Here is a 15685-nt window from a genome sequence, read left to right as displayed (position 1 = left end):
TTGCGTCGCCGCGCATAGCCACGTAGACTGCGCGGCATCAATTTAAGGATTAAGTAACTGAGGGGTGAGTATGACCTATCAACAGGCCGGTTGGATGGCGATCGCCAAGCGTATCTTGGGCTGGATAGTGTTCATTCCTGCGCTATTGTCGACGTTGATTTCGTTGTTGGGTTTCCTCTACCAACACAGTGAAAAGCAGCAGGGTATCAACGCGGTGATGCTGGATTTCGTTCATGTGATGATCGACATGGTGCGTTTCAATACACCGTTTCTGGATCTGTTTTGGCAACATTCGCCGCTTCCGGTGTGGGGTGAGGGGATCACCGCCGCTAATGTGCTGTTTTTCGTGATCTATTGGTTCATCTTTGTCGGCATGGCACTCTGCACCTCCGGGGCGCGTATGACGCGCCAGGTACGCCACATTCGTGAGGGACTGGAGGATTATCTGATCCTCGAGCAAGCCAAAGGTGAGACCGGGCAGACGCGCGCGCAGCTGGAGCAGCGTGTCGTCATCCCTCATCACACCATCCTGCTGCAAATCTTCCCACTCTATCTGTTGCCGCTGATCCTGTTGGCGCTGGGCTACCTGGTGCTCCGTCTGCTGGGGATGATATAAGCGCGGCCAGGCATGAGCGCCTGACCGTCGCGGGGGATGCGCGGATTAGCTCGCGTCGCTGTGCATAAGCGTATCGATGGCTTTGCCCGCCAGCGCCAGGTGAGGACCGGCGAACAGATTGCAGTGGTTGAGGCGGTGATAGAGCTGGTAGAGCGGCTGGCGCGCAATAAAGTCTTTCGGGAGTGGCCAGACGCTCTGATAACCGTCGTAGATCTGTGCGGGGAGTTGCGGATAGAGGGGTAACAGCGCCAGATCGCATTCGCGATCGCCCCAATAACAGGCGGGATCGAAGATCACCGGGCCCGCCGGGCTGAGCCCCATGTTGTCTGGCCACAGGTCGCCGTGCAGCAACGCCGGTTGTGGCTGATGCTCTTGCAGGCCGCTTCGTACGCGCTCGACGATCTGGTCGATGTCACCAAAGGTGATGCCCTTTTCCGCCGCCAACTGTAGCTGCCAGCCGATGCGCTGTTCGGCGAAGAAGGTCGACCAGCGCCGTTGCCAGGTATTGGGTTGCGGGGAGGTGGCCAGCAAGTTGTCGGTGTCGAAACCAAACTGTGGCTGTTCACCCCAACGGTGTAGCCGTGCCAGCTGTTGGCCGAGCAGGTAAGCATGATGCGCATCCAACGGACGCACCGGCAAGTATTCCAACAGTAAGAAGCTGGCGTCTCGGGTGCTGCCGACGCCATATACCTGGGGGGTACGCACCGTCGCGCTCCGCGCCAGCAGCGCCAACTGATCGGCCTCTGCCTGGAAGCTGTGTAAGAAGTCGGGGGTGTCGCATTTGATGAAGACGTTGCGCTGCCCATCGCTGATCCGCCAGGCACGGTGTACCGTCCCGCCGGGGAGCTCAAGACGCTCTTGCAGGGTGAAGGTCTCGTTGAAATGGCTGCTTAATAGACGGCTTACGGCTTGCCACATGGTTTACCCCCTCGACGTTGGCGGAGAGACGAAACGACCGCGCCGCCTGTCGGCACGGCCTTGGAAACCGGATGCTGTGTCGCGTACTTAGTCGTGTTGGGGAGCGTTGCGTGCCTCGGCGCGCGCTAAGCGCCGAGCGGTGAAATACTCATCACGCGGTAATGCCTCGACGGTGAGGCATTGCCCCAGCGCCTGTTGCCCCAGGGCCTGGGCCAGGCGTTCGACATCGGACTGCGCCTGCACGCTGGTCAAGGCGTAAGTATCGGCCGCCAGGCGATGGGGGATGCCATCGGCATCGGCGACGGTCGTGGCGAAACCGGCCTGCTGCAATGCCTGCCGTAAGCCGGCGCGGGCCGCCTCGTCGTCGGGCAAACCCATTAATCTGACGATATAGCAGGCAAAATTGGATTGGCTCATGGTATACCTCAGCAGATCGGCGAATCTTCACAAGAATAGACTAAAAATGTGTGTAAAAAGGTGAAAGGCGCAACAAAGCGTAAAAATCAGCTAGCCATGCCCCTTTTTTTTCTGGCACCATTCACCAACCTAATTATTAACCCTGTATAAGAGGTGCCGTAACGGTGAAGATTCGACTCGGTTGTCTGTTGGCGGTATTGCTGCTGGCGGGATGCGCCAAGCAGCACACGTCAACACCAGCCAAGGTAACGCTTAATCAGCATAGCGGTGGATTTTTACGGGATTCGGCCGATATGGATCTGGCAGACGACAGCGAGTTTGCCAGCTATATTCGCAGCGCGGCCAATACCTATAACGTGGATGAAACCTTGATCAAGGCGATTATCCAGGTAGAGTCGGGCGGGAATCCCCGCGCGGTGAGTCGCTCCAATGCCATCGGCCTGATGCAGTTGAAGGCCTCGACCGCCGGTCGCGACGCTTACCGTAAGAAAGGGCGCTATGGACAGCCGACCACCCGTGAACTGAAAGATCCGGCGGTGAATATCGATCTGGGTACCGCCTATTTGAATATCCTGAAGAACCAGCAATTGGCCGGGATCACCAATCCCGAAACCATGCGTTATGCGATGATTGTCGCGTATGCCAACGGGGCGGGCGCCATGTTGCGTACCTTCGCCCGTGACCGGGATGTGGCGATCGCCAAGATCAACCGCATGACGCCGGAGCAGTTCTGCCAGTATATTCGTAAGAAGCATCCGGCCGCCCAGGCGCCGCGTTACCTCTGGAAGGTCAACAACGCCTATCTGGCGATGGCGCGTTGATTCAGGCTTGGTCCTGACTGTGGTTAGCCCCGGTTTGGTTGTAGGCTAACCACAGTCATCTCTCCTCCCTCGCTGCTCGCAGGCGATGCGCTGCTCACGCCACCCTCTGAGACTGTCCTGGCGATCCCCAGAGGAACCTCGTTTATAGCGACGATTGTCGGTTTTTTATGCTATAAAAAAGGCTTTTTGTGACTTTTAGCGCAAAATTTTATATCATTGCCACCGTAGTTATTCTGCCACCCTTTGCTCACCGCTGTATGACCTCCGCATTTGCCACGTCAGTGCCGCTAGGATGACACCGCATCCACCGGATGGTCGCGCGTGGGCGGGGGGCAGTGTTTCGGGCAGAACTGGATGTCTGCATGAGCCTATCGTCCGTATAACCAAGGTATGAAGAATTAATGACCGTACTTGCTACTGATGCCGGGCAGAACGCCACTCCGCGGCTGTCCCGCTGGAATAAAACCGATACCGTCTGGATGTTCGGACTGTATGCCACCGCCGTTGGCGCGGGGACACTGTTCCTGCCGATCAATGCCGGTCTGAACGGACCGCTGGTATTGATCCTGATGGCGCTGCTGGCCTACCCCTTGACCTACTTACCGCACCGGGCGCTGTGCCGCCTGGTCCTCTCCGGCAGCCGACGCGACGGTGATATCACCGATGTGGCGGAAGAGCACTTTGGTACCCTGGCAGGCAAGGGGATCATGGTGTTGTATCTGTTGGCCTTCTTTCCCATCGTGTTGGTCTATAGCATCTCCATCGCGAACGCCTTGGAAAGCTTCCTGATCCACCAGTTTCATGTGACACCGCCGCCGCGCCTGTGGCTCAGCTTCGGCGTCGTGGCGTTGTTGGCGCTGATCCTGAGTACCGGACGGGAGGCCATCGTGGCTGCCATGGGGGTGTTGGTGTTTCCCCTGATCATTTTCCTGTTGGGGATCTCGCTGTATCTGATCCCTTACTGGCAGCCGGGGCGTTTCTTTGCCGGTCTCGGGCAGACCGATCTGGCCGACCCCACGCTATGGCGTTCGCTGTGGCTGGCGGTACCGGTGATGGTGTTCTCCTTTAGCCATGCGCCGATCATCTCCTCCTTCGCCTCCAGTCAGCGTCAGCTGTATGGTGAGCAGGCGGAGCGCCGTTGCGCGCGCATCATGCGTTACAGCTACATCATGATCTGTGTCAGCATTCTGTTCTTCGTGTTCAGCTGTGTGATGAGCCTGTCCCATGCGGATATGTTGGCGGCCCGCCAGCAGAATATTACGGTGCTCTCCAGCCTGGCGAACCGTTTCTCCAACCCACTGATCGCCTATCTGGGACCGGTGATCGCCATCCTGGCGATGTCCAAATCTTATCTGGGCACGTCGCTGGGCGTGACGGAGGGGGCGACCAGTTTGATCGATGGCCTGTTCCGGGGAGTCGGGCGTCCGGTCTCCGCGCGTGTGACTAACCGTCTCGCGGCGCTGGTCTTGTTCCTGGTCACCTGGTTGGTGACCTTCTTGAACCCGAGCGCGTTGCATATCATCGAGACCATTAGCGGGCCGTTGATCGCGGTGATCCTGTTTATCCTGCCGATGTATGCCATCCACCGTATTCCGGCGATGCGCAAGTACCGTTCGGCGAGTAATCCCTTCATCCTGTTGATGGGGCTGATCGCCCTGTCCGCGCTGGTGTACAGTCTGCTGTAATCGCCTGACGTCTCGCTTAAACGCCCCCATACGCTATGCGTGTGGGGGCGTTTTTTCAAGCGCGAGGGGCGGATGGGAAGGGCGGTTCGGCGGAATCCGAGGCGCTGGCCGTCACCGCGAGCATGGCGGCGCTACGGTCGCGTCCGCCGGGGTGAGGATGTGTGGTGCGATCTGCTGCAACAGCGCCTGCTGGTGGCTGAAGATGATCATCCCGAGCGGCCGGCGTTGACTCTCCTGTAGCAGGTAATGCCAGATATCACGTTGGATCGCGGGATCTAACTGGGCGGTGATCTCGTCGGCGATCAGATAGCGCGTGCGCGGATCTAACGCCCGTAGCAGGGCGATACGCGCCAGTTCGCCGCCGGAGAGTTGGCCCGGCTTGCGCAGGAGCCACTGCGGCTGAATATGCAGCCGCGCCAAGATCTGCGCATCGGGTCGCCAGGCATCATGCAGGGCGGCACCGGTGGTACGCCAGGGGTTAAAGGTCAGCTCGGGGTGCTGGGGGACCAGTTGCACCGGGCAATAGCCGCGGGAGGGGAGCGGAGCGCCGTCGAGCCGCACCTGGCCCGCCGCGGCTTTCTGCCAACCGGCGAGTACCCGCCCGAGTGTCGTCTTGCCGAAGCCGCTCGGCGCGCTGATGCCCAGGCGCTCGCCGGGTTGGAGGGTGAGATTGAGCCCTTGCCATAGCCATTTCCCACCTTGCCGAATGGCCAAATCGTGACAACTCAGCATGGCATCGTCTCCGCCGTCGGGAACAGCGTGACGCGCTCGGGTAGCGCCTGCCATTGTCGCATCAGGCGTGCGCTGATCTCCCCGCGTTGTAATTGCGCCCGGCTGACGCTGTCGCAAACCTCGCCCTGATGCAGGGCGACGATGCGATCGGCATAGCGGGCGGCCAGCATCAGATCATGCGTGACCCACAGGATACCGCAGCCCTGATCGCAGAGTCGTCGCAACTGTTGCAACAGCTGGCAGGCCAGCGACTCATCCAGCCAGGCGGTGATCTCGTCGGCCAATATATAACGGGCGTGGCTGAGGGAGGCATGGCAGGCCAGTACCCGCTTCGCCATGCCGCCGGAGAGTTGGCGTGGGTAACGCTGCATTACCGCCGGATCGAGCTGACTCTGGCGTAGCACGGCGCTGGCCTGTTCGACGTCCCAATGTTGTCCGGCCAGATGACGGGTGCGTTGCAGGTGGCGCTCGATGTTGAGCAGCGGGTTGAGCGCCGAGACGCCTTGCGGCACGTAGCACAGGGTATGGCCGCGTAGGCGGCGGCGACACTCGGCGGAGAGCGGCTTGCCATCCAGGCTCAGGGTGCCGTGGCTGCGCAGGTTATTGGGCAGCAGATCGAGGGCGCACTGTAACAGCAGGCTCTTCCCTTCGCCGCTGCCACCGACTAGTGCCACCAATTCGCCGGGGGCGACATCCAGCGAGATGCCACGCAGTAGCGGCGACCAGCGCCGCGCGCCGTACCAGCGGTAGTGGGCCGCCTCCAGGGTGATCGCTTGAAAACTTAACATGTCTCACTCCTTAGCCACAGCCGCTGTAGTGCATGTGCGAACTGATCGAACAGTAACACCAACGTCAGCAGCATCAGGCCGGGGAACAGTACCAGCCACCAGTTACCGTGGCTGATGAAACGCAGGGCATCGGCCAACAACAGGCCGAGCGACGGTTCGTGCGGCGCCAGGCCGAAACCGAGAAAACTGAGCGCGGCGCTGTGTAACACGGCGTGCGGGAACATCAGCAGGGTACCGGTCAGCCACTGCGGCAGCAGGGCTGGCAGATAGTGATGGCGCCAGCAGTAGAGGGGGCCGTTGCCGATACGTCGCGCCAGGGTCAGATAGTCGCTATGCGCCACCCGTTGCGCCTCGGCGCGCAGGAGCAGCGCCAGGCGCGGCCAGTGAGTCAGCGCGACCGCCATGATCACCCCGCTCTTGCCTCCCCCCAGCGTGAAGCAGATCAGGATCAGCAACAACAGATGCGGTAGGGAGAGGAGGGTATCCGTCAGCAAGCGCATCAGCGTGTCCAGACGGGGATGCCACTGGGAGAGTGCCGCCATCAGCAAGGCGATCACCCCGCTGCATAGCGCCGCACCGGTACCGATTTGTAGGCTGGTCAGCGCGCCTTGGAAGCTGCGTAGCCAGAGATCGCGCCCCATGTTGTCGGTACCGAACCAGTGGCTGGCGCTGGGGGGCTGATGACGCGCCAGTAGATCGATCGCCAAGCTCTGATCCAGCGAGTTGTAGGCGTACCACGCGATCAACAGTAAGAGTGACGACGAGAGAAACAGGCGCGCCAGGGTTGGGGCAGGGTTATACAGCATCGGGTCGCTCCAGTGCGCGGTTCATGCGGCGGATTAGCCAGGCCGACAGGGTATTTCCGCTGAAGACCAGCAGCGTACTGAATAGGACGATCCCCATCAAGAGGGGAACGTCGCCGCGTAATCCGGCGTCGATGGTCGCCTGTCCCAAACCGGGATAGGCGAAGACCTTTTCCGCCAGCAGTGCGCCGCCGAGCAGTTCACCGAGGGAGGCGAATTGCAGGCACAATGCCGGGGTGAGGGCATGGCGCAAGACTTGGCTGCGCAACAGCGACCAGCCATGATCGCCCTGGGCACGCGCGAAGCGTACGAAGTCGCTGGCCATCACGCTGGCGATCTTCTCCCGCGTATGCAGGGTGATCTGTCCCATCCCCAACAAGCTGAGGGCGCATACCGGTAAGACGAGGTGGCGCAGCCGCTCCGCCCAACTGGCGCTGGCGGCATCGCCGCCCGGCTCCCAGGCGCAACAGACCGGCAGCAACGGCCACTGGACGGCGAACAGAGCCAGCAGTAGCAGCGCGATCCAGAAGGTGGGCAGCGAGGAGAGCAGGTAACTCAGGCGGCAGATCAGACGATCCGGCCAGCGATTCAGGTAGCGTCCCGCCAGGCAGCCCAGGCCGAGACCGGCCAGGCCGGAGAGTAACCAGGCACCGGCGAGTAGGGCGAAGGAGGTGGCGAAGCGTTCGCCGATGACGCTGGCGACGGGCGCGTTAAACAGCATCGAGTAGCCGAGATCCCCCTGTAACAGGCGCAGGAACCAGTGGCCGAACCGTTGCCATAGGGGTTGGTCTAACCCCCAGCGCGCGGCGATCTTGGCGTACTGCTCGGGCGGCACGTGTAGCAGATCGTTGCCGATGTAGGCGCGGATAGGGTCGACCGGTGAGAAGCTGAGCAAGACGAAGGTGCCGGCTGCCACCAGCACCAACAGTAAAGCCAGCCGTAACAACGGGGCAAGCAGACGCATCATTAACGGCAGGTCCAGGTCCAGTCATCCAGGTTATTCAGCAGTGACCAGCTACCGTGGATCTCCGGTGCGCCTTTGCCGAGATTGACGCACGGATTGGCCAGGTAGGTGTGCTGGATGTTGAGCAGCCATGCCCAAGCGGCATCACCCTGCACCCCGGCACCCTGTTTCCCGTCCCACTCGACCTGCTGCCAGAAAGGCAACGCCTGACGCCAATCGGGGGCATCCACCGCCTGTTGCAGATGGCGCTCTACCACCGGATTACTGTAGTAGCCGGGGTTGTAATACTCTACGCCAGCCGCCTTGCCACTATAGTGGTGATATAACTCCATCGGATCCAGGCTGCCCCAGCCGAACAGGGTCGGATTGGCGTGCATGTGGCGTTCGACGGTCTCCCAGCTGCCGGATTTCAGGGTAATGGCGATACCCAGCGGTTGTAACATCGCGCGCACCGCCTCGGCGATATCGCGTCGGGTGCTATCCCCGCTGGCATACCACAGGGTCAGGCGTGCCTGCTGGCCCGCTTTTTCACGGATGCCATCTTTCCCGACTTTCCAACCGGCCTGATCCAGGATGGCCTTAGCCTTGGCCAGATCGCCGTCTTTAAAGGCGATGTCTGGGTTCTGCCACGGTAAGCCCTGTACCGCACTATAGGCAGGGATGGCGTGTCCTTCCATCAGTTGATCGGCCAGTTGCTGGCGATTAATGGCGTAGTTGATGGCGCGGCGGATGGCGACGTCGGCGGTGACATCATTGCCGATGGGATTACCCTCGGCATCTTTTTTCCCGGCCGGTACCATCGGGAAGACGATGCCACGGTTCTCCACGCTATCGCGTACCCAGAGCTTCAGATTCTTCTGCTGTGGGGCCACGGCCATGGAGGGAGCGATGCGGACCAGATCCAGCTGACCGCTCTGCGCCGCGGCGTAGGCGTTATCTTCGTCGAGGAAGACGAACACCAGACGGTTAAAGTCGTTTTTCTTGCCGGCGTAGTAGGGGTTAGCCTCGACGATCAACTGTTGGCCAGGCTGGAAGCTGACCAGACGATACGGGCCCGCCCCGATCGGTTGTTTGGCGAAGGTCTTCGCGTTGTAATGGTCGCTGGGGACGATCCCCAGGGAGCCGAGTACGTTAACGAAGGTGCTCTGCGGCGCGCTCAGGGTGATTTCGATGCGGCGATCATCCAACGCACGGGCCTGCTGAAAGTTACCCATGTCGATCTTGCCACCGCTTTTCGCCGCCTGATTATAGGTAAAGACGACGTCTTCGGCCGTCAGCGCGGAGCCATCAGAGAATTTCAGATCGGGCTTCAAGGTTAATACCCAGGTCTTACCGTCCGCGCTGGTGGTCACTTGTTCCGTGAGCAGATCGCCCCAGCTCATGTCGGCATTCTGACGCAATAGCGGTGCGTGCAGGAGGAAATAGCTGCCGTGGCTCCAACCGAGCATCGGGTCGAAACCCTCAGTCGGTTCGGCGCCGATGGCCATCTTCAGGGTATGGTTGGTGGCCGGCTGTTCGGCGAACACCGGTGCGGCCAGCGCCAGGGTGAGGGCAGTGGAAAGGAGGGTAAATCGACCGATTGTCATCATTATTCTATCCCAGGGTTATTTTTTATCATCTGGGCGACGTCATTGTCGCCACATGGCAATGCCTGCGTTAGGGAGCGCACGCAACGGCGCTTGTTATAACAAACCCGCTGCCGGCTAAACATGATTTAGAACAGGTAAAGTATGCAGTTTATCAGCCTTCTGCATACGCGTGTATAGAAAACAGACGTCAAGCCGGGTGGCGGAGAATTTTTTGGCTAATGAATGTACGACGGCGGCGAAAAAGCGTTTTGCGCTGGCTGGATTAATAGTGCAGTCAATCCCATACTAGAAAGGAGAAGACGATGTTGCCGTATGTTCGCAGGCCAAGAAGGAAACGATGATGGATTGGTATCTGAAGGTTCTGAAAAACTATTTTGTATTTTCCGGCCGGGCGCGCCGCAAAGAGTATTGGTGGTTCGTGCTGATCAACTGCATTATCTCGGTGGTCTTGGCGATGGTGCAAAACGCCTTGGGCTGGACGTTTGAGAATGGTGAGGGCGTATTGACCATTGTCTATAGTCTGGCGGTCTTGATTCCCTCCATCGCCGTCCTGGTGCGCCGCCTGCATGATATCGGTCGTACCGGTTGGTGGGTGTTGATCGGTCTCATCCCGTTGATCGGTTGGTTGGTGTTGCTGGTCTTCACGTTCTCCGACAGCCAGAGCGGGAGTAACGCGTATGGCCCGAACCCGAAAGGGATCGCGTAATCTGTCGTGAGCGGCGTCGCGTGCGCCGCTCACGGTAACCTTTGTTCATCGCCCGTCACACTTTGCGCCAGATGTTATATCTTGAAACAATGCCGCCAGAAGATTAGCAAGCGCCGGGTTGGCCGTGCTGGACTTTCTGCGTACCCTTAGACTCCGAGTTCAATCCGTTACGCCGTATCGCAGTCGCCTGTGTATGCCGCTCGTGTCACCTTTGCATGAATCTGTTAAAAGACGCCATCCGTGATCATGGTGCCGAGTCGGCGCTGTTTCTGCGCCGCACGCTGATAGCGTTGGTCGTGGTGATCCTCTGTTTTGCCTTGCTGATCGCCAACCTATATCACCTTCAGGTGCAGGATCATGCCGAATATCAGACCCGTTCCGATGAGAATGATATCAAGACGCTGCCGGTCGCGCCGGTGCGGGGCTTGATCTACGATCGCTACGGTACACCGTTGGTCGAGAATCAAACCCTGTATCAGATCTCCCTGATCCCGGGTAAAACACCACATCTGGCGCAAACGCTCAAGGCGCTGACGCCGCTGGTGGATCTGACGCCACAGGAGATCGACGACTTTCATCAGGCGATGAAGCATGCCCGGCGTTTCGCCGAGGTGCCCTTGAAGGAGGGGCTAAGCGAGCGGGAGGTATCGCGTTTTGCGGTCAACGAGTTCGCCTTTCCCGGCGTACAACTCTCGACCTACCAGCAACGTTATTACCCCTATGGCGCCGAGTTGGCTCACGTGGTCGGCTACGTCTCGAAGATCAACGATCACGATCTGCAACGACTCGATGCCGAGGGGCAGCTAGAGAACTACTCCGCCGATCATGACATCGGTAAACAGGGTATCGAGCGTTACTACGAGTCATTGCTGCATGGCAAGACCGGTAGCCAGGAGGTGGAGGTCGACAGTCATGGGCGCATCGTCCGTTATCTGAAGGAGCAACCACCACACGCCGGATCCAGCGTCTATCTCACGCTCGATTTACCATTACAACACTTTATCGAGCAACAGTTGAAGGGGCAGCGTGCGGCGGTGGTGGTGATGGATCCGCGCGATGGCGGTATCCTGGCCATGGTTTCCAGCCCGAGCTATGATCCGAACCCCTTTGTCAATGGCATCTCTTATAAGGCGTATAATGCCTTATTGCATAATCCGGCGCTGCCGCTGATTAACCGTGTCACCCAGGGTATCTATCCCCCAGCCTCGACGGTCAAGCCCTACATGGCCAGCGCGGCCTTGCTGGCGGGCGTGATCACCCCGCAGACCACCTTCTTTGGCGCGCCGACCTGGACGTTGCCCGGGACACATCGGCGCTACCGTGATTGGCTGAAAAGCGGCCACGGCATCCTGAATGTGGTGAAGGCCATCGAGGAGTCGGCGGATACCTTTTTCTACCAAGTCGCCTACGAAATGGGCATCGACCGCATCCATCAATGGATGAGCCAGTTTGGCTATGGTCAGCTTTCGGGTATCGATCTAGATGAGGAGGCGCGCGGCGTGTTGCCCGATCGCGATTGGAAGCTGCGGGTTCACCATAAACCGTGGTACCAGGGCGATACGGTCTCGGTCGGCATTGGTCAGGGGTACTGGACGGCTACGCCGATCCAGATGGTGAAGGCGCTCGGGATCTTGATTAATAACGGCAAGGTGGTGACGCCGCATCTGCTGTATGCCGTGAAGCATGGTCAGCAGATCGTGCCGTATCGCCAGAGTCACTTCCGCCAGATCGCCACGCCAACGTCGCCGGTGTGGGATATCGTCAAACGGGGCATGTATGGTATGGCGAATGACCCGAATGGTACCGGCTACAAATATTTCCACACGGCCCCCTACCAGATCGCCGGTAAGTCGGGGACTTCGCAAGTCTTCGGCCTGAAGCAGAATCAGGTCTATAACGCGAAGATGATCCCGGTTCGCTTGCGCGACCATATCTTCTATACCGTCTTTGCGCCTTATCCCCATCCACGCATTGCCATGGCGGTGATCCTGGAGAATGGCGGCGGCGATGGTGTGGTGGCGGCTCCCGTGACGCGTGCCATTCTCGACTATATCTTTCGTTCGACGACGACGACAGCAACGACCAATGCCCCGGCGTCTACCGTCGGGCCGAGGGACAAGAGTGCGTTTTCTCCCGTGCGTGCCAACGCGTCGGCTACGCTTACCCCGGCGTCTCAAGCGGGTCGCCAGTTAGAACAGCCAGGTGATCAGGACCAGCGGAAAGCTCATCGGCCAGGTCAGGCCGACTAAGAGGGCTGAGAGTAGACGTATCTTGATCGAGGGGTCGCGCGAGGCGAAAAACGTCACCAGCGCACAAAAGAGTACGCCGATACAGTAGGCCGTTTTAATCAACGCCCATATTTCGGGATGCATGTGTAACCTAATAATAATAAATGGCGCCGCCAATCGATCGGCGCAATGCGGCGCACTCAGGCGCCGCTAAGCGAACATTAGCTGTGTGTCGGGCTATGATGGCAAATTTTCCCCGCGACGCCAAGGGGAAGGCGTAGACCAGGGGGATGGGTTACGCTGAGGGCAGGCGGCAAGCAGGCCTGACAGCAAGGAGTGCCAGGCCCGAGGGATTAACGGATCACCAGGACAGCGCTGGTGGCGTGTCGTACCACCGAGGCTGCCGTCGAACCCAGCAGATAGGTGGTAATATCGGGGCGATGTGAGGCGACGATGATCAGATCGGCGGCGATTGACTGCGCCTGTTCCAGAATGCGATCGCGAGGCGCACCGATAGCGACGCTACAGTGCACGCGATCTTCCGGCAGGTTGAAGCTGGCTGCTACCTGCCGCAATCCCTCCTCGGCATGACGTAGGCGATCTTTCTCCGAAGGATAGTGGCCGACCGGTAACGATCCCATGCCATAGAAGCTGCTGAGTGGCGGCAGCACGGCGAGGAAGTGGATATGGGCGTCCTCTTGCTTGGCGAAATGCTCTACGTGCGGGATCACCAGTCTGGACATGTTATCTTCACTGAGGTCGATGGGAACCAGAATGGTCTTGTACATACAATCTCCTGTTTTTTAGACAAAAGTAAAGTAATGACTCCGTTCTTTAAGTGTAGTCTGTTTTCCTTATTGCTAGCGGTATCGGGAAAAATAAAGTCATGGCTTGCTATACCCGCGGAGCCGATGTGGCTGTGCGGCTGTCGAGTGAGGCGTGGCTGTGGTAGCGTATAAGGTGTCCTCACCCAGTGAGGTGGCGAGATAAGCGTGGTAGCAAACGTAACGGAAGTCGCGGTATTCTTATCGTATTATGAGGCTGTAAAATGAAAGATACACTCTTGTTCAACCAGGCTTGTGAGTTGATCGGCCTGGCGGTGATCCGCCTACATCAACATGGTTTAGAGGTGAATAGCAGCAATATCTTAGCGCACCTGCAGGCCCATCAGGCGACGGCGAAAGAGCAGGCGGATACGCGCCAGCAACAGATCGCCGAAATGGCGATCGATATCCTCGGTGATCTCTAACCTCCCTCTGCATCCTGCGCTGGCTGACGTCGTCCGCCGCCGTGGCCGCGTCGCGAACGTCATACTCCGTCTTGGCGCGCCATCTTCAGCCAGAAGGCCTGTTGACAGAGGTTGTGGGAGGTCTTCTCGCGCGGTTGGATGATGAGACCGGCGTCGTCCAGCACCCGCCAGCGGATCAGGCAGGCGGGGCAATGATCGGCCTCATCGATGGGCAGCAACTCCGCCTCCTGCTCTTGTTGCAGTAGTACGCCATTAGTAAAACGCCATTGGCTTAGGGTCAATCGCACCTCGGCGGATCCGTCGATCTGGGTGGTGCGGCGCTGTAGTTGGCAGGGGGCCGTGACAGACTCAGACTCGGTGGCCAGCGCTCGGCATAGATAATCGGCCAGCTTCTCCACGTTATTCTCCATGATGCAGTGTTACCCACGATGTTACCACCTCACCTCGTCCTCGTCGGCGCCGTAAAGAGCGGTGTTATGCTCTGTCTGCCGGGAGAGCGTACTGAGGGCGTGTGACGTGCTATTGAGCTCAGGCAAAAAAACGGTAACGTAGAGAGGTTGAGTACGGCATGGGACAGCGAGATGGCAACAGCCATCATCAATAATAATTATCACCATCAATCGAGTAGGGAACGCTGAATGAAAACGATAGGATTGCTTGGCGGGATGAGTTGGGAAAGCTCGGCAGAGTATTACCGTATTATCAATCAAGGCGTACGCGAGCATCTCGGCCCGACCGCCTCGGCGAGCGTGGTATTGTGGTCCTTTAATTTTGCCGAGATCGAGGCGTTACAGCATCAAGGGGATTGGTCGACGCTGAGCGAGCGGATGGTCGATGCGGCTCAACGTCTTCAAGGTGCCGGTGCCGACGTGTTATTGATCTGTACCAATACGATGCATCGTATGGCCCCCGCACTGGAGAGCGCACTATCCATCCCATTGATCCATATTGCCGACCCGACGGCCGCGGCGATCAAGGCGGCAGGCTTGCGTAAGGTGGGGCTGCTAGGTACCGCGTTTACCATGGAGCAGGATTTTTATAAGGGGCGGTTACGCGAGCGACATGGATTGGAGGTGATCGTGCCCGAGGCGGACGATCGTGCCACGGTCCATCATATTATTTATGATGAATTGGTCGCTGGGCAGATCACCCCGTCGTCACGAGCGGCCTATCGCCAGGTGATCGCGCGTCTGGTCCAGGCCGGCGCCGAGGCGGTGATCCTCGGTTGTACGGAGATCATGTTGTTGGTGCAGCCGGAGGATAGTGCCGTGCCACTCTTTGATACGACGGCGCTGCATGCCGCCGCCGCTGTCGAGGCAGCGCTCAGCTAAGCGATGACTCCGCTGCCGGGCGCCAGCGGGACGCATATCACTACGGCCAGATTTCAATCGCCTCGTCGACAGATTGGCCGCTTAACAGCGCGGCGATATGTTTACCGAGTGATTTAGGATATAGCGTGGCGTGCGTCGTCTCGAGTTCAGCCACGCGCCACCAGCGGTAGGCGAGGTGATCCTCGACCTCAAAGAGCTCCCGGCCTGCGGGCGCGATCGGCGGTGCAGACTGGGTGATCGTTGCCAGGCAGATCTGTTCGAATTGGCGTCGATACTCACCGCGATAGCGGTAAAGGACCTCGCGTCGCCATAGCGGCCTGCTTAATGTGGCGGGATCGAGATGGATCCCGGTCTCTTCCCAGATCTCTCGGCACGCCGTTTGCGTTAGATTCTCTTCACCTTGGACGCCGCCGCCAGGCAACTCCCATGAGGGAATAAAGTCGGGATTACTCGCATCACGTGTACTGAGTAAGAGGATTGCGCCTTGGTTATCGACGAGGATGACGCGTACGGCATGGCGCAGGGTGTAGGCGGGTGCTGTCGGGGTGTGGATTGGCATTGATCAGAGTAACCATGATTCATTTCTGTGGTCATGATTATTCCTCAATAAGCCCGACAAACCTAGCGCTGAGTGTTAACAGACGGTGTCATCCGCCTTCCCGTGACTTGATGAGTGTTTACTCCCAGCACTTATTCGTTTACCGCTTAGCGATCGGCGGAATAGCGCGCTATTTATTTAGGAATAGAGTCGTTTTGATAAATTTATTGAGGAGGTGTTGTCGCTTTACTTGTTGCCTGAGGTGTTGTGACACCGTTGGGATATGCTGCCACTGTTCCT

At 58.9% G+C, this 15685-nt stretch carries 18 protein-coding genes; 7 read left to right on the top strand and 11 right to left on the bottom strand.

What is annotated here, in order from left to right; genetic code table 11:
* Window positions 1-70: 70 nt before the first annotated feature.
* Window positions 71-616: a YniB family protein gene (locus DCL27_RS09160; protein ID WP_005285406.1), complete on the top strand. Its 546-nt coding sequence runs from the start codon at window positions 71-73 to the stop codon at window positions 614-616.
* 45 nt (window positions 617-661) lie between these two features.
* Here the strand turns inward: DCL27_RS09160 and DCL27_RS09155 are convergent, their stop codons facing one another.
* Both DCL27_RS09155 and ghoS read right to left on the bottom strand, forming a co-directional pair.
* Window positions 662-1534 (bottom strand): fructosamine kinase family protein, encoded by an 873-nt coding sequence (locus DCL27_RS09155; RefSeq protein WP_005285408.1) that lies wholly within the window; start codon window positions 1532-1534, stop codon window positions 662-664.
* An 87-nt stretch (window positions 1535-1621) separates the two neighbouring features.
* The gene (gene ghoS / locus DCL27_RS09150) at window positions 1622-1951 is read right to left on the bottom strand and encodes a type V toxin-antitoxin system endoribonuclease antitoxin GhoS (RefSeq protein WP_005285410.1); all 330 of its coding nucleotides are present in this window, start codon (window positions 1949-1951) and stop codon (window positions 1622-1624) included.
* Window positions 1952-2115: 164 nt separating this feature from the next.
* Between ghoS and DCL27_RS09145 the strand changes: the two genes are divergently transcribed.
* Together DCL27_RS09145 and DCL27_RS09140 are read left to right on the top strand one after the other, a co-directional pair.
* Entirely contained in the window at window positions 2116-2772 is a 657-nt protein-coding gene (locus DCL27_RS09145; RefSeq protein ID WP_005293401.1) for a transglycosylase SLT domain-containing protein, read from the top strand.
* Window positions 2773-3173: 401 nt separating this feature from the next.
* A complete protein-coding gene (locus DCL27_RS09140; protein WP_005285414.1) occupies window positions 3174-4457 on the top strand; it encodes an SLC5/6 family protein in 1284 nt (427 codons plus the stop codon).
* Between the two features lie 111 nt (window positions 4458-4568).
* On the opposite strand, the gene DCL27_RS09135 is transcribed toward DCL27_RS09140, so the two are convergent.
* The 5 genes from DCL27_RS09135 to DCL27_RS09115 are packed head-to-tail and all read right to left on the bottom strand — an operon-like array spanning window position 4569 to window position 9333.
* A complete protein-coding gene (locus DCL27_RS09135) occupies window positions 4569-5189 on the bottom strand; it encodes an ATP-binding cassette domain-containing protein (protein ID WP_035599971.1) in 621 nt (206 codons plus the stop codon).
* Window positions 5183-5977 carry an ATP-binding cassette domain-containing protein gene (locus DCL27_RS09130; protein ID WP_005285417.1) on the bottom strand — a complete coding sequence of 265 codons (795 nt, stop codon included), beginning with the start codon at window positions 5975-5977 and terminating at the stop codon, window positions 5183-5185. Before DCL27_RS09130 ends, DCL27_RS09135 begins: the two co-directional genes overlap by 7 nt.
* Window positions 5971-6783: an ABC transporter permease gene (locus DCL27_RS09125; protein ID WP_035599969.1), complete on the bottom strand. Its 813-nt coding sequence runs from the start codon at window positions 6781-6783 to the stop codon at window positions 5971-5973. The genes DCL27_RS09130 and DCL27_RS09125 overlap by 7 nt, the downstream gene beginning before the upstream one ends.
* Window positions 6773-7747 carry an ABC transporter permease gene (locus tag DCL27_RS09120; RefSeq protein ID WP_005285421.1) on the bottom strand — a complete coding sequence of 325 codons (975 nt, stop codon included), beginning with the start codon at window positions 7745-7747 and terminating at the stop codon, window positions 6773-6775. The genes DCL27_RS09125 and DCL27_RS09120 overlap by 11 nt, the downstream gene beginning before the upstream one ends.
* Window positions 7747-9333: an ABC transporter substrate-binding protein gene (locus tag DCL27_RS09115; protein ID WP_047059987.1), complete on the bottom strand. Its 1587-nt coding sequence runs from the start codon at window positions 9331-9333 to the stop codon at window positions 7747-7749. Before DCL27_RS09115 ends, DCL27_RS09120 begins: the two co-directional genes overlap by 1 nt.
* 340 nt (window positions 9334-9673) lie before the next feature.
* Between DCL27_RS09115 and DCL27_RS09110 the strand changes: the two genes are divergently transcribed.
* Together DCL27_RS09110 and mrdA are read left to right on the top strand one after the other, a co-directional pair.
* Window positions 9674-10039, top strand: coding sequence for a DUF805 domain-containing protein (locus tag DCL27_RS09110; protein ID WP_035594473.1), 366 nt, complete (start codon window positions 9674-9676; stop codon window positions 10037-10039).
* Between the two features lie 215 nt (window positions 10040-10254).
* Window positions 10255-12288, top strand: coding sequence for a penicillin-binding protein 2 (mrdA, locus tag DCL27_RS09105; RefSeq protein ID WP_035600611.1), 2034 nt, complete (start codon window positions 10255-10257; stop codon window positions 12286-12288).
* On the opposite strand, the gene DCL27_RS09100 is transcribed toward mrdA, so the two are convergent.
* Both DCL27_RS09100 and DCL27_RS09095 read right to left on the bottom strand, forming a co-directional pair.
* The gene (locus DCL27_RS09100) at window positions 12229-12411 is read right to left on the bottom strand and encodes a GhoT/OrtT family toxin (protein WP_005293409.1); all 183 of its coding nucleotides are present in this window, start codon (window positions 12409-12411) and stop codon (window positions 12229-12231) included. The two genes, mrdA and DCL27_RS09100, sit on opposite strands and share 60 nt — an antisense overlap.
* Window positions 12412-12620: 209 nt before the next feature.
* Entirely contained in the window at window positions 12621-13055 is a 435-nt protein-coding gene (locus DCL27_RS09095) for a universal stress protein (protein ID WP_005285437.1), read from the bottom strand.
* A 260-nt stretch (window positions 13056-13315) separates the two neighbouring features.
* On the opposite strand from DCL27_RS09095, the gene DCL27_RS09090 reads away from it, so the two are divergent.
* Complete coding sequence (locus DCL27_RS09090) at window positions 13316-13516, top strand: DUF2767 family protein (RefSeq protein WP_005285439.1); 201 nt, start codon at window positions 13316-13318, stop codon at window positions 13514-13516.
* 59 nt (window positions 13517-13575) lie between these two features.
* On the opposite strand, the gene DCL27_RS09085 is transcribed toward DCL27_RS09090, so the two are convergent.
* Window positions 13576-13926 (bottom strand): hypothetical protein, encoded by a 351-nt coding sequence (locus DCL27_RS09085; RefSeq protein ID WP_035600608.1) that lies wholly within the window; start codon window positions 13924-13926, stop codon window positions 13576-13578.
* Between the two features lie 228 nt (window positions 13927-14154).
* On the opposite strand from DCL27_RS09085, the gene DCL27_RS09080 reads away from it, so the two are divergent.
* Window positions 14155-14847 (top strand): aspartate/glutamate racemase family protein, encoded by a 693-nt coding sequence (locus DCL27_RS09080; RefSeq protein ID WP_005293417.1) that lies wholly within the window; start codon window positions 14155-14157, stop codon window positions 14845-14847.
* A 40-nt stretch (window positions 14848-14887) separates the two neighbouring features.
* On the opposite strand, the gene DCL27_RS09075 is transcribed toward DCL27_RS09080, so the two are convergent.
* Window positions 14888-15406: an NUDIX hydrolase gene (locus tag DCL27_RS09075; RefSeq protein ID WP_035600605.1), complete on the bottom strand. Its 519-nt coding sequence runs from the start codon at window positions 15404-15406 to the stop codon at window positions 14888-14890.
* Window positions 15407-15685: the final 279 nt, after the last annotated feature.

This window comes from Edwardsiella tarda ATCC 15947 = NBRC 105688 (assembly GCF_003113495.2).
In the GTDB taxonomy this organism is placed as follows: domain Bacteria; phylum Pseudomonadota; class Gammaproteobacteria; order Enterobacterales; family Enterobacteriaceae; genus Edwardsiella; species Edwardsiella tarda.
Note: the sequence above shows the minus strand (reverse complement) of the source record. Positions and strands in the feature narration are given on the sequence as shown.

What these genes read in the sequence shown, in the direction of transcription:
- DCL27_RS09160 (WP_005285406.1), top strand. Translation starts at nt 71, where the DNA reads ATGACCTATCAACAGGCCGGTTGGATGGCGATCGCCAAGCGTATCTTG.
- DCL27_RS09155 (WP_005285408.1), bottom strand. Translation starts at nt 1,534, where the DNA reads ATGTGGCAAGCCGTAAGCCGTCTATTAAGCAGCCATTTCAACGAGACC.
- ghoS (WP_005285410.1), bottom strand. Translation starts at nt 1,951, where the DNA reads ATGAGCCAATCCAATTTTGCCTGCTATATCGTCAGATTAATGGGTTTG.
- DCL27_RS09140 (WP_005285414.1), top strand. Translation starts at nt 3,174, where the DNA reads ATGACCGTACTTGCTACTGATGCCGGGCAGAACGCCACTCCGCGGCTG.
- DCL27_RS09135 (WP_035599971.1), bottom strand. Translation starts at nt 5,189, where the DNA reads ATGCTGAGTTGTCACGATTTGGCCATTCGGCAAGGTGGGAAATGGCTA.
- DCL27_RS09130 (WP_005285417.1), bottom strand. Translation starts at nt 5,977, where the DNA reads ATGTTAAGTTTTCAAGCGATCACCCTGGAGGCGGCCCACTACCGCTGG.
- DCL27_RS09125 (WP_035599969.1), bottom strand. Translation starts at nt 6,783, where the DNA reads ATGCTGTATAACCCTGCCCCAACCCTGGCGCGCCTGTTTCTCTCGTCG.
- DCL27_RS09120 (WP_005285421.1), bottom strand. Translation starts at nt 7,747, where the DNA reads ATGATGCGTCTGCTTGCCCCGTTGTTACGGCTGGCTTTACTGTTGGTG.
- DCL27_RS09115 (WP_047059987.1), bottom strand. Translation starts at nt 9,333, where the DNA reads ATGATGACAATCGGTCGATTTACCCTCCTTTCCACTGCCCTCACCCTG.
- DCL27_RS09110 (WP_035594473.1), top strand. Translation starts at nt 9,674, where the DNA reads ATGGATTGGTATCTGAAGGTTCTGAAAAACTATTTTGTATTTTCCGGC.
- mrdA (WP_035600611.1), top strand. Translation starts at nt 10,255, where the DNA reads ATGAATCTGTTAAAAGACGCCATCCGTGATCATGGTGCCGAGTCGGCG.
- DCL27_RS09100 (WP_005293409.1), bottom strand. Translation starts at nt 12,411, where the DNA reads ATGCATCCCGAAATATGGGCGTTGATTAAAACGGCCTACTGTATCGGC.
- DCL27_RS09095 (WP_005285437.1), bottom strand. Translation starts at nt 13,055, where the DNA reads ATGTACAAGACCATTCTGGTTCCCATCGACCTCAGTGAAGATAACATG.
- DCL27_RS09090 (WP_005285439.1), top strand. Translation starts at nt 13,316, where the DNA reads ATGAAAGATACACTCTTGTTCAACCAGGCTTGTGAGTTGATCGGCCTG.
- DCL27_RS09085 (WP_035600608.1), bottom strand. Translation starts at nt 13,926, where the DNA reads ATGGAGAATAACGTGGAGAAGCTGGCCGATTATCTATGCCGAGCGCTG.
- DCL27_RS09080 (WP_005293417.1), top strand. Translation starts at nt 14,155, where the DNA reads ATGAAAACGATAGGATTGCTTGGCGGGATGAGTTGGGAAAGCTCGGCA.
- DCL27_RS09075 (WP_035600605.1), bottom strand. Translation starts at nt 15,406, where the DNA reads ATGCCAATCCACACCCCGACAGCACCCGCCTACACCCTGCGCCATGCC.